The 20,060-nt window shown below is 38.5% G+C and carries 15 protein-coding genes; 8 read left to right on the top strand and 7 right to left on the bottom strand.

Going from position 1 to position 20,060, the window contains the following annotated elements; genetic code table 11:
• The first annotated feature begins 6 nt into the window (after window positions 1-6).
• Together ACFSR8_RS14245 and ACFSR8_RS14240 are read left to right on the top strand one after the other, a co-directional pair.
• Window positions 7-501: an RNA polymerase sigma factor gene (locus ACFSR8_RS14245; protein ID WP_380293176.1), complete on the top strand. Its 495-nt coding sequence runs from the start codon at window positions 7-9 to the stop codon at window positions 499-501.
• A gap of 4 nt (window positions 502-505) precedes the next feature.
• A complete protein-coding gene (locus tag ACFSR8_RS14240; RefSeq protein WP_380293174.1) occupies window positions 506-1,135 on the top strand; it encodes a hypothetical protein in 630 nt (209 codons plus the stop codon).
• 13 nt (window positions 1,136-1,148) lie between these two features.
• Here the strand turns inward: ACFSR8_RS14240 and ACFSR8_RS14235 are convergent, their stop codons facing one another.
• From ACFSR8_RS14235 to ACFSR8_RS14215, 5 genes are all read right to left on the bottom strand, one after another.
• Window positions 1,149-1,730, bottom strand: a complete 582-nt coding sequence (locus tag ACFSR8_RS14235) for a pseudouridine synthase (RefSeq protein ID WP_380293172.1) — start codon at window positions 1,728-1,730, stop codon at window positions 1,149-1,151.
• A gap of 18 nt (window positions 1,731-1,748) precedes the next feature.
• Window positions 1,749-2,393 (bottom strand): GNAT family N-acetyltransferase, encoded by a 645-nt coding sequence (locus ACFSR8_RS14230; protein ID WP_380293170.1) that lies wholly within the window; start codon window positions 2,391-2,393, stop codon window positions 1,749-1,751.
• Window positions 2,394-2,410: 17 nt separating this feature from the next.
• On the bottom strand, window positions 2,411-3,274 hold the full coding sequence (locus ACFSR8_RS14225; RefSeq protein ID WP_380293168.1) for a BKACE family enzyme: 864 nt from the start codon (window positions 3,272-3,274) through the stop codon (window positions 2,411-2,413).
• 88 nt (window positions 3,275-3,362) lie between these two features.
• Window positions 3,363-5,675: a type IA DNA topoisomerase gene (locus ACFSR8_RS14220; protein ID WP_380293166.1), complete on the bottom strand. Its 2,313-nt coding sequence runs from the start codon at window positions 5,673-5,675 to the stop codon at window positions 3,363-3,365.
• A gap of 510 nt (window positions 5,676-6,185) precedes the next feature.
• Window positions 6,186-7,646 (bottom strand): aminoacyl-histidine dipeptidase, encoded by a 1,461-nt coding sequence (locus tag ACFSR8_RS14215; protein ID WP_380293164.1) that lies wholly within the window; start codon window positions 7,644-7,646, stop codon window positions 6,186-6,188.
• 95 nt (window positions 7,647-7,741) lie between these two features.
• Here ACFSR8_RS14215 and ACFSR8_RS14210 point away from each other — a divergent pair, with 95 nt between their 5' ends.
• Window positions 7,742-8,809 (top strand): DUF3810 domain-containing protein, encoded by a 1,068-nt coding sequence (locus tag ACFSR8_RS14210; protein WP_380293162.1) that lies wholly within the window; start codon window positions 7,742-7,744, stop codon window positions 8,807-8,809.
• 110 nt (window positions 8,810-8,919) lie between these two features.
• Here the strand turns inward: ACFSR8_RS14210 and ACFSR8_RS14205 are convergent, their stop codons facing one another.
• Window positions 8,920-9,708: a hypothetical protein gene (locus tag ACFSR8_RS14205; RefSeq protein ID WP_380293160.1), complete on the bottom strand. Its 789-nt coding sequence runs from the start codon at window positions 9,706-9,708 to the stop codon at window positions 8,920-8,922.
• A 101-nt stretch (window positions 9,709-9,809) separates the two neighbouring features.
• Entirely contained in the window at window positions 9,810-12,266 is a 2,457-nt protein-coding gene (locus ACFSR8_RS14200; protein WP_380293158.1) for a T9SS type A sorting domain-containing protein, read from the bottom strand.
• A 175-nt stretch (window positions 12,267-12,441) separates the two neighbouring features.
• On the opposite strand from ACFSR8_RS14200, the gene ACFSR8_RS14195 reads away from it, so the two are divergent.
• The 5 genes from ACFSR8_RS14195 (at window position 12,442) to ACFSR8_RS14175 (ending at window position 20,060) form a co-directional block, all read left to right on the top strand.
• Window positions 12,442-13,242: a TrmH family RNA methyltransferase gene (locus tag ACFSR8_RS14195; RefSeq protein WP_380293156.1), complete on the top strand. Its 801-nt coding sequence runs from the start codon at window positions 12,442-12,444 to the stop codon at window positions 13,240-13,242.
• Between the two features lie 90 nt (window positions 13,243-13,332).
• On the top strand, window positions 13,333-14,568 hold the full coding sequence (locus ACFSR8_RS14190) for a M48 family metallopeptidase (protein WP_380293154.1): 1,236 nt from the start codon (window positions 13,333-13,335) through the stop codon (window positions 14,566-14,568).
• A gap of 115 nt (window positions 14,569-14,683) precedes the next feature.
• Window positions 14,684-16,696, top strand: a complete 2,013-nt coding sequence (locus tag ACFSR8_RS14185) for an SBBP repeat-containing protein (protein WP_380293152.1) — start codon at window positions 14,684-14,686, stop codon at window positions 16,694-16,696.
• A gap of 533 nt (window positions 16,697-17,229) precedes the next feature.
• Complete coding sequence (locus ACFSR8_RS14180) at window positions 17,230-18,987, top strand: DEAD/DEAH box helicase (RefSeq protein WP_380293150.1); 1,758 nt, start codon at window positions 17,230-17,232, stop codon at window positions 18,985-18,987.
• Window positions 18,988-19,283: 296 nt separating this feature from the next.
• Window positions 19,284-20,060 (top strand): carboxypeptidase-like regulatory domain-containing protein, encoded by a 777-nt coding sequence (locus tag ACFSR8_RS14175; protein ID WP_380293148.1) that lies wholly within the window; start codon window positions 19,284-19,286, stop codon window positions 20,058-20,060.

The following is a 20,060-nucleotide window of genomic DNA, read 5'->3' as shown; positions in this document are numbered from 1 at the left end:
AATTTTTTGACACAAACCCAAGAACATAACTTTGTAGAATTATTGGAAAAGCATCAAAATATTGTGCACAAAGTGTGCCGATTGTACACCAATAATTACGATGCGCACAATGACCTTTTTCAGGAAATTACCATTCAACTTTGGAGGGCCTACCCGAAGTTTCGAGGGGATGCAAAGTTCAGTACTTGGATGTATCGGGTAGCCTTAAATACGGCTATTACTTTATACAGAAAATCAAAACGCACGATAAAGACTCAAGATTTTGAAGGGGTATCGTTCAAGATGAAAGCGGAGGATTATGATGACACAGAAGAAGAACAGTTAAAAGTAATGTATAAGGCGATACATAAACTAAACGACATTGAAAAGGCACTGGTTTTTCTGTATTTGGAGGACAAGGATTACAGAGAAATCAGCGAGACTTTAGGAATCAGCGAGGTTAACGCCCGCGTGAAAATGAACAGGATAAAAACTAAACTAAGAACTATTTTAAATCCTTAAGGTTATGGACGGACTAGATTTACTAAAGAAGGATTGGAACAAGGCGTCTGCAGACAAAAAACTTTCGGCTCAGGATATTTACCCAATGTTGCACAAAAAATCGTCTTCCATTGTTAAGACTTTATTTTACATCAGTGTAGCCGAATTAGTGTTTTGGATATTGGTTAATTCCATACCCTATTTCGTTTCGGATGCATTTAGGGAGAAATTGGATTCGATTTACTCGGATGATTTGACCCTTGGCCTAACCATATTTAGCTACGCCGTAATTATTCTGTTTATTATTTTACTATTCAGATCCTATAAAACCATTTCGGTTACAGACAGCGCCAAACAACTTATGGCCAATATATTGAGAACCCGTAAAATCATCAAATACTACGTGCTCTACAATCTTATTATGGCAGGCGTGTCAATGGTTTTAGCCCTCTACCACTCGTTTCATTATGACCCCAACGCCAGACAAGTCATAGAAAATTTGGACACAAATGGCATAGCAATTTTTATTGCTTTTAGTATTTTGTTTACAGCTATATTAATTTTGATTATCTGGCTGTTTTACAGACTCATCTATGGCCTATTGCTGAAACGCTTAAACCGCAACTACAAGGAATTGGAGGAACTGGAAGCATAATAGGAATTTGGGTCTATACATCAAAACTCGCAACCTCCTTAACCTCACCAACATACATACGACCAAGAAGGATAGCCCCCACCCTAACCCGAACCAAACGCAACGTTGGAAAACCAACAGCTGAGGTCATTTTCCGAACCTGCCTAAATTTACCTTCACTCAATGTGATAGACACCCATGATACTGGCCCATGACGGGCGTCTCTTATCTTTTTTGAACGTTCAGGCAATTGCGGCGCTACTTTCAATTTAAAGGCCTTACAGGGCTTTGTTTTGTATTTTTTGCCATCGAAGCCAATTTCAACTCCTTTTTGAAGTTGCAAAATGGACTCTTCCGAAATATCACCGTCCACCAAGGCATAATATTCCTTTTCTACTTTTTGACTATTGATATAATCGCTCATTTTGCCATCGGTAGTCAGCAGCAGAAGCCCTTCCGACTTTTCATCCAACCTCCCAATAGCCATAATGCCTTCAGGAAAATCGTTTAAATCTCCTAAAAACCGTTTGGATTGCTGTTTGGAATCCCGACTTCCAAACTGGCTTAAATAGCCGTATGGTTTGTAGATGATGAAATGGTGGTGCTCGACAATCAACCTTAACTTTGAATAAAACTAATTATACTTTTTCAGCAAAAATGTCCGATAGTAAGACTTAAACAGCTTCATGCTTAGGTACAATCGCGTATTCTTAGCTTTCAATTTCCCCTTAAACCTTAAAGTTGATTTATTCAGGTAGTCGCTCACACTGTAAAACTTATGAATCCCATCTTCCCTGCACAATTGGTAGCAATGGTAACGTAAATAAGGTGCCAGGTTTTTGCCCCTAAACGATTCAAAAGTATACATGCCATAAAGGTAGGCCTCGTTGTCCTTTAGTGGAAATAACTTTCCCCTAAATTCGTGGCTATTTTTTTTTATAAACATAAAAGCGGCCACCTTGCCCTTTTTCCTCAACCCAACACAAATCTCTCCGTTTCTCAGGTTTTGAGCGTAATCCACATCACCGAGACCAGAGATGCTACTTTGCACTTTGGCTATGTCAGTATCGTCAAAAAAGGATACTTCAAACCCAGTGGCATCCCCCCTAATTTGTGGCGGATCAAATTCTTCCTGACCTTCAAGCACCCAATAATAGGGCATAAAATCAAGGCCAATTCTCGCTATACGGTTATTTACACCTTTTAAAAAAAGCCCATGGCGCAGAATGTTCCACATCCAGTTCAATCTGTAAAACCGCGTTGTATTTCCTTTTTCCATTTTAAATCTATAATTGCTTATGGACGCCCGTAGGCACCATTACCTTCCGCCAAATTCATTAATTTTCTAAACCTTTTCGGAGTCATCAATACTCTTTCATTGGCTTCAGCAATTACGTGTACTCTTTTTAGCAGTTCACTGTTCGTTGCTAATTTTGTCCGGGCAGTATCGTACCAGATGTTATCTTCCAGTCCCACGCGCACCCCTCCACCGAAAGCCAGCGACAGGGAATTCATCTTAAACTGTTCATTTCCAATGCCAGCCACACTCCAAAGCGAATTATCAGGTAAGTCGTTAATCATCACACCGGCATGCAACAAATTGGCCTGAGAGCAAGCAATATTGCCAAACAACAAATTAAAATAATAAGGCGGCTCAATCAGCTTTTTCCTTTCCAGATACTTGGCGTAATTGATCATCCCGATATCAAAGGCTTCCAACTCTGGGACAATCCCTCTTTCTTTCATAATTCTTGCAAGGTCCGCAATCATATCCGGAGCATTAACACTCGCCGTTTTATTGAAGTTTAATGAACTTAATGTTAAACTTCCCATATCCGGTTTTAGGTTACCATCTAATAAAAGCGGGTCGCTTCGCTGGTCCAATTCACCAAAATTCCTCCCACTTAAAGACAAGCAAACCACAAGTTCGGGGGCATACTTTCTAACACCCTCTACGATTTGGGCATACACCTCCTTCTTGTAAGTAGGCTCCTCGGTCACAGCATCCCGTGCATGCAAATGCACCATGGTAATCCCGATTTCTGAAGCTTTGTGCACATCTTCCACAATTTCGGACACGGAAATCGGCACGTGCGGGGTCATTTCCTTTGTTGGTATCATCCCCGTAGGCGTAAAGTTCAAGATAAATTCATTCTTCATAGGCATGGTTTTTAAGGTACACATCGCTCAGGATACGTCTTCAACATTTTTTGAATGAAGACAATTTAGAAGAATAGACCACTGATTCTCAAATATTTTCGACTAAAATGCGATAAAAAAGGTCTTTGGTCGGTTGTTGTCCATTTATCCGATGTCTGACAACATCAAAGCCTACTTTAAAGTCGCAACCCGATTTAAAATTGCTACAGCCATAAGCCGTCTTACCTTTTAGAATCGCCCCTGCCTTACATTTAGGACACACCAAAGTTTTAGTTTTTTCTTGTCTCGATGTTTTTTTCGGCTCAAGTTTCAGCTTGAAATTATCATCAAACCTCAGCAATCCTTCAACAACATCGCCCTCGACTTTGAAACCTTTTAGATTGACAGTGGAACCTTTTTTAAGCAATCTGACGAACTGTTTTTCCGAAATCTTTTTGTCTTTGAATTTGAAGGGCATTACAAAATCACAGCCCGTTTTAAAGGCACTACAGCCATAGGCCGATTTTCCTTTTAGGATATTACCGTTTTTGCATTTTGGACATTTCTCAGTTGTAATTCCAGGTTTTGCTTTTGACTTAACTTTCGCAGCTTTCTTTTTAACATTTGCCTCGTGTGATATATTTGCACGAACCGTTTCGCTCCTCACCTCATACACCAAGGCATCCACCATGCGCTTCATATTCTTGATAAAGGCATTGGCGCTAAACTCCCCTTTTTCAATATCCTTTAGCTGCTTTTCCCATTTCCCGGTGAGTTCTGCCGATTTCAGTAAATCGTTTTGAATGGTATCTATCAATTGAATGCCAGTTTCCGTGGGCAACACCTGCTTTTTATTACGCTTGATGTATTTTCTCTTGAAAAGGGTTTCGATGATATTGGCACGGGTAGACGGCCGACCGATACCGTTTTCCTTCATTAAATCCCGAAGCTCTTCATCATCTACTTGTTTTCCAGCGGTTTCCATGGCCCTGAGTAATGAAGCCTCCGTAAACTGATTGGGCGGTTTGGTCTGTTTTTCTAAAAACGAGGGTTCGTGTGGGCCTTTTTCCCCTTTTTCAAATTTGGGCAATACACCAGATTCTTTTTCTTTTTTTGGCACTTCGACTGCGCTCAGTGTGACACGCTCAAAGACTATGCGCCAGCCTTTTTCCAAAATTTCCTTTCCGGTGGTTTTAAAGACCACGTCGGATGCACTTCCAATAACTGTGGTATTGGCCACGATGCAATCATCGTAAAACACCGCAATGAAGCGCTTAACGATAATATCATAGACCTGTTGCTGTGCAGGATTTAACTGTGTTTGCATTCCTGTGGGAATGATGGCGTGGTGGTCCGTTACTTTTTTATCGTTAAAAACTTTGGTAGATTTTTTAATTTTCTTGCCCAAAAGTGGCTGGGTCAGTGCCTGGTAATCGGTCAGTTTTTTAAGAATGCCCGGGACTTTCGGATACATATCACTTGGCAAAAAAGTGGTATCTACCCTTGGATAGGTCACAACCTTTCGCTCATACAGAGTTTGCACAATTTTTAAGGTCTCATCTGCTGAAAACCCGAATTTGGTATTACAATATACCTGCAAGCCCGTGAGGTCGAACAGTTTTGGAGCGTATTCCTTGCCCTTCTTTTTGGTAATGGATTGGATTTCAAAATCACTTTCCTTGACTTTATTGGCCAAGGCCTCACCATCTTCCTTTTTTAAAAATCGACCTTCTTCATAACTAAAAAGTGTATCCCGGTATAAGGTCTGCAATTCCCAATAAGGTTGTGGTTTGAACTTTTCGATTTCCTTAAAACGGTTGACCACCATGGCCAAAGTGGGGGTTTGTACGCGCCCCACAGACAGTACCTGTTTATAGCCACCGTGTTTTACGGTGTACAGCCTAGTAGCATTGATGCCCAATAGCCAATCTCCAATAGCACGGGAATATCCGGCATAGAATAAGTTGTCGTATTCTGTGGCTGGTTTTAGATTTTCAAAACCTTCTTTGATAGCTTCTGTGGTCAATGATGAAATCCATAAGCGTTGCACAGGGCCTTTGTAATTGGCCTCGCCCATCACCCAACGTTGTATAAGCTCCCCCTCCTGCCCTGCATCCCCACAGTTGATGACCACCTCGGCTTTTTCAAAAAGACCTTTTACAATTTTGAACTGTTTTTGCACCCCAGAATTAGCTACTACCTTTACTCCAAACTTTTCGGGAAGCATGGGCAGATTGTTTAAATCCCAACTTTTCCAATAGGGCTTGTAGTCCACCGGCTCTTTTAGGGTGCACAGATGCCCGAAGGTATAGGTAACAGCATACCCATTGCCCTCAAAATAGCCATCACGTTTGGTATTTGCTCCCAAAACGGATGCAATTTCCCTAGCTACACTTGGTTTTTCGGCGATACAGACTTTCATTTTTACTATAAATTCCCGCCTACACTTCGACTCGGCTCAGTAACCGCGCGGGAATGACAGTTTCAGTTGATATTTCTACGCAAGAGCATAGAAAAGTTTTTTCAAAGCAACGCAAAATAGAAATTTATAGAGGTATTTAAAAAGGGAGTTGTTAGGAGTTATTAACGGATTGCAGAGACCGAATATTTCAATATCTTATCATGAAATATGCCTAATGTTTTCAGCTACACTTTAAACGGACCTCTACAGCATAGTGAATAAGTAAAGAATCACCCTTAAAAACAATGGCTCTTCAAAATAATTTTAAAATTTTATTATCAACTAAGAGCTATACATTTAAACGAAATCAGAAAAAAAGCATTGTTCTGAATGTTTCTTTTTAGAGGCGATTTGGGGCGCTTACTTTATGTTTCATTCAAAACATGCTTTTGATACATGTAGCTAAATGCTTGCTCAAATATAAGCAAAAATATAGATGAAATGTCATTTATAATCGATAAAATACAAAAATCATCGTTTAGGGATGTTTTTTAATATTTCCAAAACGAACCTCCAATACTTTTGAACAGATGAAATTTGGGCGCGTTCGTCAGGCGAATGTGCGCCTTTTATATTGGGTCCAAAACTTATCATTTCCATCTCTGGATAGTTCTGGCCTAAAATGCCACATTCCAGTCCGGCATGACAGGCTGCCACATGTGCCTTTTCACCGTTCAATTCTTCGTAAATCCTCGTCATCACTTTCAAGATTTTGGAATCCATATTAGGAGTCCAGCCTGGATACTCGCCTGCGAATGTCACCTCACAACCCGCCAGTTCAAATGTCGCCCTCAGCGCATTAGCCAAATCGATTTTTGAACTCTCCACCGAAGACCGCGTCAAACACTCCACTTTTATTTGGCCGTCCTTTACAATCACCTTCGCAATGTTATTTGAAGTTTCCACCAAATCAGGAATGTCTGCGCTCATTCTATACACACCATTTAGCGCTCCATATATCGCTTGAATGATTTGTTCTTGAGCCTCAGAATCCATAACTGAATTAGGGGTTTCAATTTTTCTAAAATTGATTTCCAAATCAGGCTCCATAGTTTTGAATTCCTTTTGTATGGCTTCGGAACGCACTTTCATTTCGGATAAAAAAACGTTTTCTTCATCCGCATCAATAGCAATCAAGGCAACACTTTCCCTAGGGATAGCATTGCGCAAACTCCCACCATCAATTTCTGAAATCCGTAGTCCAAAATTTTTAAAACCATCAAACAGCAAACGGTTCATAATCTTATTGGCGTTGCCCAAACCTTCATGGATTTGCATCCCGGAATGTCCACCTTGCAAACCTTTTACAGTAATTTCATAACCAATTTTACCACCTGGCGTTTGTTCTTTTTTGTAAACTCTAGTAGCCGTAATATCAATGCCACCGGCGCACCCTACCCCTATTTCGTCATCTTCCTCAGTATCCAAGTTCAACAAAATACCTCCTGAAAGCACATCGCCTTTTAATCCCATGGCGCCAGTCATCCCAGTTTCTTCATCAATGGTGAATAAGGCTTCAATTGCCGGGTGCGGGATATCGGTACTTTCTAAAATTGCCATAATAGTGGCTACTCCCAAACCATTATCTGCACCAAGGGTGGTGCCCTTGGCTTTTACCCAATCGCCTTCAATAAACATTTCAACGCCTTGGGAATCAAAATCGAAAACGGTGTCGTTGTTTTTTTGGTGTACCATATCCAAATGGGATTGCATCACTAAGGTTATTCTGTCCTCCATCCCTTGTGTTGCTGGCTTTTTTATGATGACGTTGCCTACCTCGTCCTCTAGGGTTTCAAGCCCTAAATTTTCGCCGAAGGATTTCATAAAAGCGATTACCCGCTCTTCTTTTTTTGAAGGTCGGGGTACGGCGTTTAAATCTGCAAATTTATTCCAAAGGGATTGTGGTTCTAATTGTCTTATTTCTGCGTTCATATAGATATTTTGATGAGTCACAAAGATAGAAAGACCTCTCAGGTTTTGAAAACCAAACCACTTTAAAATGTAAAACAATTTATTACTTTTGATCTATGCCTAAAACCAAAAAAAGAATCATTGCGCTTTCTATTATTCCCCAATTTTTAGCGGTGAAGTTACTTTCCAACTACCCCGATTTTGTGGAGCAACAGTATAGCAACGGACTTTACCAATGGCTTTCTAAAATATTTAGATTTGTTTTGGGCTGGTTGCCATTTTCATTTGGCGACATGGTATATGCCCTAGCGATTATTTACGGCTTACGATGGTTGTACAAAAACCGATGGCGATTGCAGAAAGACCTCAAAAACTGGTGTATTGATGTGCTTGCGGCCTTTTCTATTTTTTATTTTGCATTCCATCTGTTTTGGGGGATGAATTATCACCGCCTGCCCTTGCATACAAGTTTAGGCTTGGAAAAAGACTATACCACCGAGCAACTAATACAGGTTACAGAAACCCTCATTAATAAATCCAACGCTCTGCACAATAGCCTTTCGGAAAACGATACCCTAAAAGTGGAATTACCCTATTCAAAAAGTGAAATTCTGAAAATGGTGCCCGTAGGCTATCAAAATTTAAAGACAACGTTTCCACATTTGGAGTATCACCCCAAAAGCATTAAAAAATCACTTTTTAGCTACCCTTTGACTTATATGGGTTTTAGCGGCTACATGAACCCTTTTACCAATGAAGCGCATGTGGACGGGTTGATTCCCGTTTATAAATTCCCCACCACTGCCTCACATGAAGTAGCGCACCAATTGGGCTATGCTGCCGAAAACGAAGCCAACTTTATCGGCTTTATGGCGGCCACCCATCACGATGATGTTTACTTTAGATATGCAGGATATACTTTTGGATTACGGTTTTGTTTAAATGAAATTTATAGGCGAGACGAAGCTAAATATGAGGAAATAGTTGAAACAGTCAATGAGGGCATCTTGAAAAACTATAAAGAAGTCCGTGAATTTTGGGAATCCTATGAAAACCCAACAGAGCCTTTTTTCAAGATGTTTTATGGCAACTTTTTAAAGGCCAACCAACAAGCCAAAGGGATGCAAAGTTATAATTATGTGGTAGCCCTTTTGGTGAATTATTTTGAGGTGAACGGCAATTAAACGACCACGGGCTAAACAGATTTTAATTGCAGACGACGTAGCCAAGATTCCTGAAAACTACGAATCATTTTAAATTTGAAAACAAAAACCTAAAACTGCGGTAAGAATAATTATTCCACAACTATTGCATCCTCAGGCAACTTAAAAATATCAGGACTTGGCTCTTCCTTTGAAATCTTGATATCAGTAAACTTTAAATCGTTGCGTTTGGTGGTCGGTAAATTATTTTCATAATCGTACCAAGTCAAGGTTTCGGGCAATAGCAAACCTTCTACATTTTGCCAATTGCTGTATTTTATAAAGTGGAACTCTTTGCTTTTTTCATTCGAAAAGAACGTTACCGTATAACCTAACCATTCCATTTGGTACGTTTCCTTATCGTAATATAAAATATATTCATCTTCTGGCGACTCACCAATGCCCGCTTCATAAGAAATTTTAATTCCCGGATACAGTTCACCATCAAATTCCAAAGGTTGTGCATCCTCATAAATAATGCCGTCATCCCCCAAAATAAAAGGCATTGCATAAAAATAGAACATCAAATTATAATAGAATTTCGGGTTGCCTTTATATTGTACCGTGTCTTTTTGTTTCAACCAAACATTGCTACCGTCAAAACCGATGGTATGATTTGGCATGTCGATAAGCGACTTTCTATTTTTTAAATCCGTAGTAGTCACTTCGGCTCCATTTGGTTTTTGCATCGTAAATTCCAAGTTTCGCATCGTGTTCCATTTATCCAAACCACCGTGGGCTTCGAATACTTTGGTGATGTTTTCTGGATATATGCTGGTAGTAGCGTCCAATACTTCTTCAGAATAATCGGCAGTTTCTTTTTTGGGATTTTTGCAGGAAACAATGGCCACGATAGCAACTAAAAATAAAATCCGCCTCATATTTTGGTTTTAAAAGGTTTTTCCTTTGGACGAAGTTGAGCAAAATCCATTACAAAAAAACTCCAGAATTAACTGGAGTAGACTTTAAAAATTGTTAATGTTTATTGGACTATCAACTTTTTTGTTATTTCCGCAAAACCATCTTTAACGGCTAAAAAGTAAAAACCTTTTGATAGATTGGAAATATCAATGCTCATAAAGTTACCTGTATCTTCTTTAGTCGTACTTAAAACCATTTTCCCTTGGATATTGTAAATTTCGATATCAGCAGCACTCAAATTCTGATTAAATTGTAGCCACACAATATCTTTTGCTGGGTTTGGATACATCGAAAAGCCAACACCATTATAAACCTCATTTGAAAGTGTGGTAATAAACTCTGTTTCAAAGGTGTTGGTAATCACAGGGTCATTAAAATCAAAATAGATTTCTGCAGTATTTGGAATAATATCACCCACAGCATACCCTGCTTTCGGTTTGATTTTATAATACACATAGCCATGGCTGTTGGGTTCGTCCATGTCCTCACTTGGTAAATGGATGTTGTCAAATTGCCAATTGAGCTGGCTTCCCGTTCGTGTAAATACATTAGTGTGACTTGAACTTAGCATCTGAATGGTGGATGCGTCCAAATCCGCATTCAACGTATTATCAATGGACACATTAATAGCATCGGCTGTACCCACATTTTGAAATCTGATGGTGTAATACAGGTAATCATCCGACGTGAATTCGCTATGTACGATTTCCGGGCCGTGGGATTCCAAAATGTCATTGGGGTCGTAGGAGCCAATAACTACTTCAGATAAACTCGAAGTATTATTTTCCGAATTCAGATCAGTTACAGAATATGTAGCTGAGTTAGTTAGGATAGTTCCCAGTGGCGTTGGAACGGGCACATTCGTATCTATCGCAATCCTTTCATATCCATTCGGCGGAAGATTGACAAAATTTAAATTAAAACCCGTTGCAGTATTTGTAATTGAATTTCCCGAATCCACGCCAAAAACACCATTTAAGGTTAAATTCGAATCCATAATAAACTCAACTGTTCCAGAGGATACAGTATTTATAACTTTGTTTTTAACTACTAAATAATTGATATAATCAAAACCTGGTCGTGGTGGGGCATTAGAAACCAGATAAACCGCAATATCAGAACATTCAATAATTTTAGTTACGGGAAAATCATAGTTAACCGTATTTCCAACGGCAACGCTTATGTCCTCAAAAGTCGAAGTTGTTAAACTGTAGCAGGAATCAAATTCGGAATCAATAGTATAACTTATATCATAGGTATCATTTTCGTCATCACTAATAATATTAAATACTCCATTAGATGAATACAAATAATGCACTTGACCATCATTATTCTTTTCATAGGACAATACTCCATTTAAAAAGTTGATCTCATCGGTATCGAAAGTAGAATTTTGATTTTCATCATAAAAAGCATTGATTTCTATGACCCCTTTAGTGGAGCAATCCTGTACAATTAAATCTAAAGATGTAATGTAGACGCATCCTGAAGCATTTAATAACCGTACATATATAGTTTTAGAATTGGAATAATAATTTCTGTAATCCTCAATCCAATTTAGTGGATCGTCTTTTTTTTCAAAATAATTTAACTGCCAATTTTGCACACCTTCTTCCGTAGTTAAGATTTCATTTGTTTTTGAAAGCAAATCGAAAACCGCATAACCATCGTTATCGTCATCACAGACAATAACAGGCTCCGGATCCTCGACAATAGGAATATTGACTACGTTAATAGTAAATGAGGATGTAGCGCTACACCCCAATTCGTTTTCTACCTTAATATATATTTGTTGTGGGTTGGATATATTCGTGTACAATACGCTCTTATCAATGGGGATATTTAAATCCTCATCTTCATAATAAAAAACTTCATCATCTGTATTTCCATTAAAGAGTGCTTGGGCATCAACTACTGACAAATCAAACCCCACGAATCCATCATTATTATCATCACACATAAAAACAGCACCAATGTTTCCAATACTAACTTCTGAAACAACCAAGCTTAATTTAGCGGTTTCAAAATCCCCTGTATCTAAATTGTCTACTCTAACATAAACTGTTCTAGAATACGACTCATAGACAAATGGATTCACAATTGGATTATTTGATGCACTTGCATCATTTTGAGATTCGTAGTAGGAAACATTATAACTTGAAGGAGCTTCGGCACAAAAAAGATTACCCTCTATAACTGTTAAATCAAAAGTAGCCGATTCATCATTATCATCATCGCAAACCTCAATGGACAGGTCTTGAGAAAGGCTTGATAATTTAAGATTAACACTAGCATCTAATCGGTTAATCACAGCATTTGTATCAATAGTGTTTACCCTATAATGTATCGTCTGTGGATTTGTAAGCACAAAAGCTTCTGAGTTAAGAATTGCATTAGTTTCATTATCTAAATCTTCTGCAGTCAAATAATAACTAATTGAAGAATAATCTGCTTCATTAACAGACGCCCCAAAGGGCACACAAAAGCTACTGAATGGGTATAGTTCAGTTAAATCCAATTCTTCTAAACCATCCTCATTTGTATCACAAACAGAATCATCGTAAGTACAGAACCCCGCAGGTGGTGGTGGAACGGTTTGTCCATAAAATTGAAATTACAAAAACAAGAAAAAAGGGAGCAGAAGGTATTGTTTCATTTTTAAGTAAATTTGCGCAAACAAAGATAGTAAAGATTTGCCTACAAATATCATTTCCAGCACGCAAAACCCATTTATTCGACAACTTGTACAGTTACGGGACAAATCTCGTGAACGCAAAAAATCTAGAACGTTTTTAATTGAAGGCCAACGGGAAATTTCCTTGGCTATTAAGGGAGGACACCAGTTGGAAACCATTTTGTTTTATCCTGAATTATATCGAATAGAAGAACTAAACGACTTAACAACTAAACGAATAAACAGCATTGAGATTTCAAAAGAAGTCTATCAAAAACTGGCTTATCGGGATAGCACCGAAGGCGTTTTAGCTATTGCAAAAACTAAATCCCATAATCTATCCAACCTGAAACTCGAAACCAAAAACCCTCTAATTTTAGTCGCCGAAGCCCCCGAAAAGCCCGGGAATATAGGGGCATTATTACGTACTGCCGATGCGGCCAATGTGGACGCAGTCATCATTGCCAACCCAAAAACGGATTTGTACAATCCCAATATTATCCGCTCGAGCGTGGGATGTCTTTTTACCAATCAGATTGCCACGGGAACAACGACAGAAACCATCGATTTTCTTAAAAGCAAAAACATCAATATATATTGCGCGGCCTTGCAGGCATCTGTGGAGTACCATACCAAAGATTTTACACAGCCCACAGCAATTGTGGTGGGTACTGAAGCTATCGGATTAAGTAAAGAATGGTTGGCAAACGCTGACCAAAATATTATCATCCCCATGCAAGGGGAAATCGATTCTATGAATGTTTCGGTTGCCGCGGGAATTCTTATTTTTGAGGCGAAAAGACAGCGAAATTTTCTTTGAAAATTTCGCAATAACCAATTCCGATTACTATCGGGACTAAATTCCAAAACAAACTCATTTTTGGAATTTGGAGTTTAAAAATTGAAATTTATGAACTCGCAGAGCTTATTCTACATCATCATAGCCATCATCATCCTCAATTTTATAGTGGATAAAATTTTGGATGCGCTAAATGCGAAACATTTTTATGATAAATTGCCTGAGGAATTACAAGATGTTTATGATGAAGAAGCCTATAAAAAATCACAAAAGTACAAGGCTACAAAATATAAGTTCGGATTATTGACTTCCTCCTTTTCACTATTGTTGACTTTAGGTTTTTTATGGTTTGACGGGTTTGAGTTTATAGATAATTTGGCGAGAAACTTTAGTGACAATCCCATAATTATCGCTTTAATTTTCTTTGGAATTATTCTTTTTGGTAGCGATATTTTAACCACTCCATTTTCCTATTACAGCACCTTCGTCATCGAAGAAAAGTTTGGATTTAACAAAACCACGAAGAAAACTTTTGTGATGGACAAAATTAAAGGATGGCTAATGATGGCTGTTATCGGCGGGGGAATTCTAGCGTTGATTATCTGGTTTTATCAAGCTACGGGAAAACACTTTTGGCTATACGCTTGGGGTTTAATGGCTGTGTTCACCTTATTCATGAATATGTTTTATTCAAAACTGATTGTACCTCTGTTTAACAAACAAACCCCTTTGGAAGAAGGTACGTTACGAGACAAAATTTCGGCGTACGCAAAAACTGTTGGTTTTAAATTGGATAAGATTTTTGTGATTGATGGCTCAAAACGAAGCACCAAAGCCAATGCCTATTTTTCAGGTTTTGGAAGTGAAAAACGGGTGACGCTTTACGATACGTTAATCAATGATTTGGACGACGAGGAAATTGTAGCGGTCCTTGCTCATGAGGTGGGGCATTATAAAAAGAAGCATATTATTTTTAACCTGTTTGCTTCGATTTTGTTAACGGGATTGACGCTTTATATTTTATCCTTGTTTATATCAAATCCGTTGTTATCACAGGCTTTGGGAGTTGATATCGCGAGCTTTCACATTGGGCTGATTGCATTTGCCCTGCTCTACTCACCTATTTCTGAAATTACAGGATTGATAATGAATGTATTTTCCAGAAAATTTGAATACCAAGCGGACAATTATGCCAAAAACACCTATAAAGGGGACCCTTTAATTACATCGCTTAAAAAACTCTCAAAAAACAGTTTGAGTAATTTAACTCCACATCCGGCCTATGTATTTATGCACTATTCGCATCCTACACTTTTGGAACGAATTAAAAACTTGAGGAAGTCATAAATCTACTTGACTTTGTAAATATTTTCCACTACCTTCGTTTAACGTCGAATATAAGTCCTTAAAACGACGCATATCCTAAAGTTAGTGATAATAAACAAAATCAGAAGTAAACAATATGAAAAAAATCTACTTAACCATATGTCTAATTCTACTATTTATTTGTAGTCAAAACCTCAGTCAAGCTCAAGAACTAATATTTGCAAAAAGAATAGGAGGTGATAGCCCCTTTATCTCCTTAGAACGAGGGAATAGTATTGCCTTAGATGAAACAGGTAATTTGTATGTGACTGGTACCATTGGCGCAGGAACCTCAGGTGTTGTTTTTGGCGAAAACGAAGTAAATGAAACCACACTTAATATAAATGGATCTTTTCTCGCAAAATATAATAACATTCAGGAACTTCAGTGGGTTCAACAGATGGGGACTTCAAACAATAGTATTACGAGTTACGCAATTGACTCAGATGCAAGTGGAAATGTTTATGTTTCAGGTACTTTTGGTATAGAGGCCACTTTCGGAGTTGGACAAACAAATGAAACCACTCTTACTGGTACATTAGGAGAAATATTCATTGCAAAATATGATTCCAATGGAAATTTGCTCTGGGCAATTAACGAAGGAGGAGAGAATGATGATAATCCAGGAGGAAAAGCACTTATTGTAGACGATAGTGGCAATGTCTATTTGACTGGTACCTTTTGGGGTACAGTGACCTTTGGTGAAGGCGAAACTACTGAGACTACTTTTACATCTGAAAAATCGACTTTCTTTTTAGCCAAATATGACTCTAATGGGGCATTAATATGGGTGCAAAAGGTCGACAGCGGATCGAATTCCAGTGTTGGTAAAAACTTAGATTTAGATGAACAAGAAAACATATATGTCACTGGAAATTATTTTGATTCAGTTGTTTTTGGTGAAGGACTATCCAATGAAATCACACTCAATGATAATAATGTATCAGCATTTATTGCCAAATACGATAATGAAGGCAACTTTCTTTGGGCTATTGAACCATTTAAATCTGGTAAAGCAGATATTGGTAATGACCTTGCAATAGACAAACAGGGATCTGTTTTTTTTACTGGTAGTTTTACTGATAGTATAATACTCGGCGAGGGCACTGAAAACGAAACCCAACTATCAGGAGCAGGGTCAGATGAAATCATAGTAGCAAAATACAATTCCGAAGGAGAATTTATTTGGGGTAAAACAGCTGAAAGCACTGGTGGAGACCGTGGTATTGGATTGGCTGTAGATACAGCCTCTAATGTATTTATTACGGGATATTATGGCAGTCAAATTCAATTTGGTAAAAATGAAAATAATGATACCACAATCACAAACTCGGGATCAAGTGACATTTTTGTAGCAAAATTCTCTTCTTCTGGTGAATTTATTTGGGTTACACACGCTGGAGGAACAAACTGGGAACAAGGAACAGACATTCAAGTAGATGAGTCAGGAAACGCTTATGTTACTGGTTTTTACAGAAGCAATATCACCTTTGGAGAAGGTGAACCATTGGAAACTAGTCTTTCAATAGAAGGACTCAATGATATTTTCATCTCTAAATTTCAAAGATCCAACGAACCTCCACAAATTACTGCATACAATGGGGTAACATCCATTCTAAAAAATGAAACTCTAGTAATTGCATTGACTGACCTTGAAATATCAGACATAGATAATAGTTATCCAAATGACTTTACTTTTGTTGTACTCGAAGGTGACAACTATTTAGTGAATGGTAACTCCGTAACTCCTGATTCTGATTTTTCTGGCACCATTAGTATTTCAATCACAGTAAATGATGGAGAACTGGATAGTGAGGAGTTCGTAATACCGATTGAAGTTGTTGAAACACTTGGGATAGATGATTTACTTAATAAAGACCAGTTTGATTTCTATCCTAACCCTGCTTCTAATTTAATTAATTTGATTTTTGATCAACAGAGTCAGTGCCAAATAAATATATTCAGTATTAAAGGTGATTTGGTGCACTCATCAATCATTGGTAAGATTTCGGAAAAATCGATTGACATAACTCATTTAAAGACTGGAGTGTATTTACTTACAATTACTACAGATAGTAAATATGAAATCATGAAAATGATAAAAAAATAAGGAAAGCACTATCACTAACACATATATAATTTATTGCTAGTTCTAGCCTAGTTACGAAAATCCTCAAGGATTTTCTATTCGGTTTGTATTTGCAAAATTAGTTGATCAAACACGTAACGAAATCATACACTTTACCGTTAAACGAAATTCCCAAAAATACCTTAAAAAGGTTAAGCCTTTTAGCCTGCAAGCACACCCGCGTTAGGGATTGAACGACCTGTTTGAAATCCCCGACGGAGGAGGGATTGAGTAGTGAAAGCCTGACCCGAAGGGTAACGCCCAACTTCTCGATAGTTCTGCTGAGCTTAGTCGAACTAAAATTCCGATGAATCCGATTGCTATCAGGGCAGAATCATTGGAAGGAGCCCATCGCATTTTTTCGACTTAAAACTTTAAACCTGTAACTTTAAACTTTTACGTATCTTTGCGCCTTGAATTCCTCAGGGTGAGGATGTGTTACGGGAAGTTTTAGGTTAAATATGTCGATTTGCTTCTTTATGTAACACCACATAAAAAATCGCATATTACTAATAATGAACACATTCCACGATTTGGGTCTGAATGAAGACCTATTGCATGCTATTACTGATTTAGGTTTTGAAACACCGAGCGAGGTGCAGAACAAGGCCATTCCAATTTTATTGAATTCCGAAACCGATTTAGTGGCCTTGGCCCAGACCGGAACTGGAAAAACGGCGGCCTTCGGCTTCCCGATGCTTCAAAAAATTGACATCAATAGCCGCACCACTCAGGGCTTGATTTTATCGCCAACACGGGAACTTTGCCTACAAATTGCAAGCGAAATGAAACTGTATGGCAAGTACTGCAAAGGACTGAACGTAGTACCCGTTTACGGTGGCGCGAGCATTACGGAACAAGCACGCGAAATAAAACGCGGCGCACAAATTATTGTGGCTACCCCCGGCCGTATGAAGGATATGATCGGGAGACGTTTAGTAGATATTTCTAAAATTGAATATTCGGTTTTGGACGAGGCCGACGAGATGCTGAACATGGGCTTTAAGGAGGATATCACGGATATTTTGTCGCACACGCCGGATGATAAAAGTACTTGGTTATTTTCGGCAACCATGCCCAAGGAAGTCGCGTCGATTGCCAAAAACTTCATGTACCAACCACAGGAAATCACTGTTGGGCGTAAAAACGAAAGCACAAATCAAGTATCTCACGAATACTATTTGGTGAATGCTCGAGATCGTTATCAAGCTTTGAAACGTTTGGCCGATGCCAATCCTGATATTTTTTCTGTAGTGTTTTGCCGTACTAAAAGGGATACTCAAAAAGTGGCAGAACGCCTAATAGAAGATGGTTATAATGCTGGAGCACTACACGGGGATTTGAGCCAAAACCAGCGCGATTTGGTAATGAAGTCCTTTAGAAACAACCAAATACAGATGTTGGTGGCGACGGATGTTGCGGCTCGTGGTATTGATGTGGAGGACATTACCCATGTTATCAACTATCAATTGCCCGATGAAATAGAAACCTATACGCACCGCTCTGGACGCACTGGGCGTGCTGGGAAAACTGGAGTATCCATGGTTATTGTCTCCAAAAGTGAGGTGCGCAAGATTAAAAGCATTGAACGCATTATTAAAAAACAGTTTGAAAAGAAGGACATTCCTAATGGAATGGAAATCTGTGAGGTACAATTGATGTCTTTGGCTAAAAAGGTTCACAATACAGAAGTAAACCATGATATTGACGCATATTTAGGAGATATCAATGCCCTCTTTGAAGATACCACCAAGGACGAACTGATCAAGAAATTCTTTTCCGTTGAATTTTCAAGGTTCTATAATTACTATCAGAAAGCATTGGATTTAAATATTTCGGCATCTAATGATGACCATAAAGATTCCGGAGATTCGGTACGCTATTTTATAAACGTTGGGAAGAAAGATGGTTTTGACTGGATGAGCTTGAAAGACTTTTTAAGGGAAGTACTGGAGCTTGGACAAGATGACTTATTTAAGGTCGAAGCAAAGGACACCTTTTCATTTTTTAATACTGAAAAAGAGCAACAGGAGAAAGTACTTGGATTCTTTACCGACTTTAAATACAATGGCCGTTTTGTTAATGTTGAAGTGTCTGAAAACCGTAAAAGTGGCAGAAGACGAGACAGAAACCGAGGTGGTAAACGTAGGGACGAGCGCAAAGGAAAAGGGGGTTCGGAAAGAAGAGGTCGCAGAAGTGAAGGGAAATCAAAATCTAGGCGTTCAAAGTCTGGGGATTTTGGGAGTTCTAGACCGAGACGTTCTAGGCGATAACTTCGGTTTGTAGCCGTCTTGTTTGAATTTGAACCGTCACCCTATATTTGTTTTAGACTGAAACAAAGGTTAATCATAATAAACAAGGAAAAGTATAAGCCATATCTTGTCATTCCTGCGTAGGCAGGAATCTAAAATTAACATTATGGAACTTTTTATGTGGATTCCTGCCTTCGCAGGAATGACAAATCGACGAGATTTAGGTACACTTTTTGTTAATTTTAAGTCAAATTAAAACAATAACGCCCGAAACTTAGTGTTTTGTTTAGTACTTTTATGTTCAGATTAAGTTTGCTATGAAAAGTTATATGCTCATTTTACTTGTTATGTTTGCGTCTGCACATGTTTTTGGGCAGGACGACACGAGTGTTTTGGGTGTGGTAACCAATGCGGCAACCGACAAACCGTTGGAAAGCGTAAATATCGTTAACTTAAATCAAGTCATCGGAACGACAACCAATGCCAAAGGTGAATTTGAAATTTCTGCAAAAGTCAATGACACCCTTCATTTTTCGTATCTGGGATTCAAATCCATTCGTGTGCGTGTTACCAATGACTGGATAAAATTCGGAAGTTCTACTATCGAATTAACTGAGTTGGCCCTGGCACTTGAAGAAGTGGTCGTCAACCAATTAAAATTAACTGGGTATTTAGAAGTGGACATCAAGCAAGTCCCTTCCATCAACAATAATTACCGCTATAGTATTTCAGGATTATCAAGTACTGGTTATGAAGCCAGTAAGCCTTCGGGGCTTAACAATGTAATTGGTTCTATTTTTAATCCAGCTGATTTTCTGCATCGTATGTTTGGCAAAAAACCCAATGAGCTTCGGAAGTTGAAAAAGATGAAGCAGGATGATGAAATTAGAAATCTTCTAGCCTCTCGTTTTGACCGTGAAATGTTGACCGCTTTGTTGAATGTGGACCGTGTCGATTTAGATGAAATTGTCAGCCAATGCAACTATTCTAAAGGGTTTATTCAAACCGCTAATGATTTGCAAATTTTGGATGCTATTAGCGAATGCTACGAAGAATACAAACTTTTAAGTCGTGGCCGTTCTAGAAGGATTTAA

It is taken from the genome of Hyunsoonleella rubra (assembly GCF_042684665.1).
GTDB lineage: Bacteria > Bacteroidota > Bacteroidia > Flavobacteriales > Flavobacteriaceae > Jejuia > Jejuia rubra.
Note: the sequence above shows the minus strand (reverse complement) of the source record. Positions and strands in the feature narration are given on the sequence as shown.

Bases quoted from the DNA above. Each gene is read 5' to 3' on its own strand.
- ACFSR8_RS14240 (WP_380293174.1), top strand. From the start codon at position 506: ATGGACGGACTAGATTTACTAAAGAAGGATTGGAACAAGGCGTCTGCA.
- ACFSR8_RS14230 (WP_380293170.1), bottom strand. From the start codon at position 2,393: ATGGAAAAAGGAAATACAACGCGGTTTTACAGATTGAACTGGATGTGG.
- ACFSR8_RS14225 (WP_380293168.1), bottom strand. From the start codon at position 3,274: ATGAAGAATGAATTTATCTTGAACTTTACGCCTACGGGGATGATACCA.
- ACFSR8_RS14220 (WP_380293166.1), bottom strand. From the start codon at position 5,675: ATGAAAGTCTGTATCGCCGAAAAACCAAGTGTAGCTAGGGAAATTGCA.
- ACFSR8_RS14215 (WP_380293164.1), bottom strand. From the start codon at position 7,646: ATGAACGCAGAAATAAGACAATTAGAACCACAATCCCTTTGGAATAAA.
- ACFSR8_RS14210 (WP_380293162.1), top strand. From the start codon at position 7,742: ATGCCTAAAACCAAAAAAAGAATCATTGCGCTTTCTATTATTCCCCAA.
- ACFSR8_RS14205 (WP_380293160.1), bottom strand. From the start codon at position 9,708: ATGAGGCGGATTTTATTTTTAGTTGCTATCGTGGCCATTGTTTCCTGC.
- ACFSR8_RS14190 (WP_380293154.1), top strand. From the start codon at position 13,333: ATGAACTCGCAGAGCTTATTCTACATCATCATAGCCATCATCATCCTC.
- ACFSR8_RS14185 (WP_380293152.1), top strand. From the start codon at position 14,684: ATGAAAAAAATCTACTTAACCATATGTCTAATTCTACTATTTATTTGT.
- ACFSR8_RS14180 (WP_380293150.1), top strand. From the start codon at position 17,230: ATGAACACATTCCACGATTTGGGTCTGAATGAAGACCTATTGCATGCT.
- ACFSR8_RS14175 (WP_380293148.1), top strand. From the start codon at position 19,284: ATGAAAAGTTATATGCTCATTTTACTTGTTATGTTTGCGTCTGCACAT.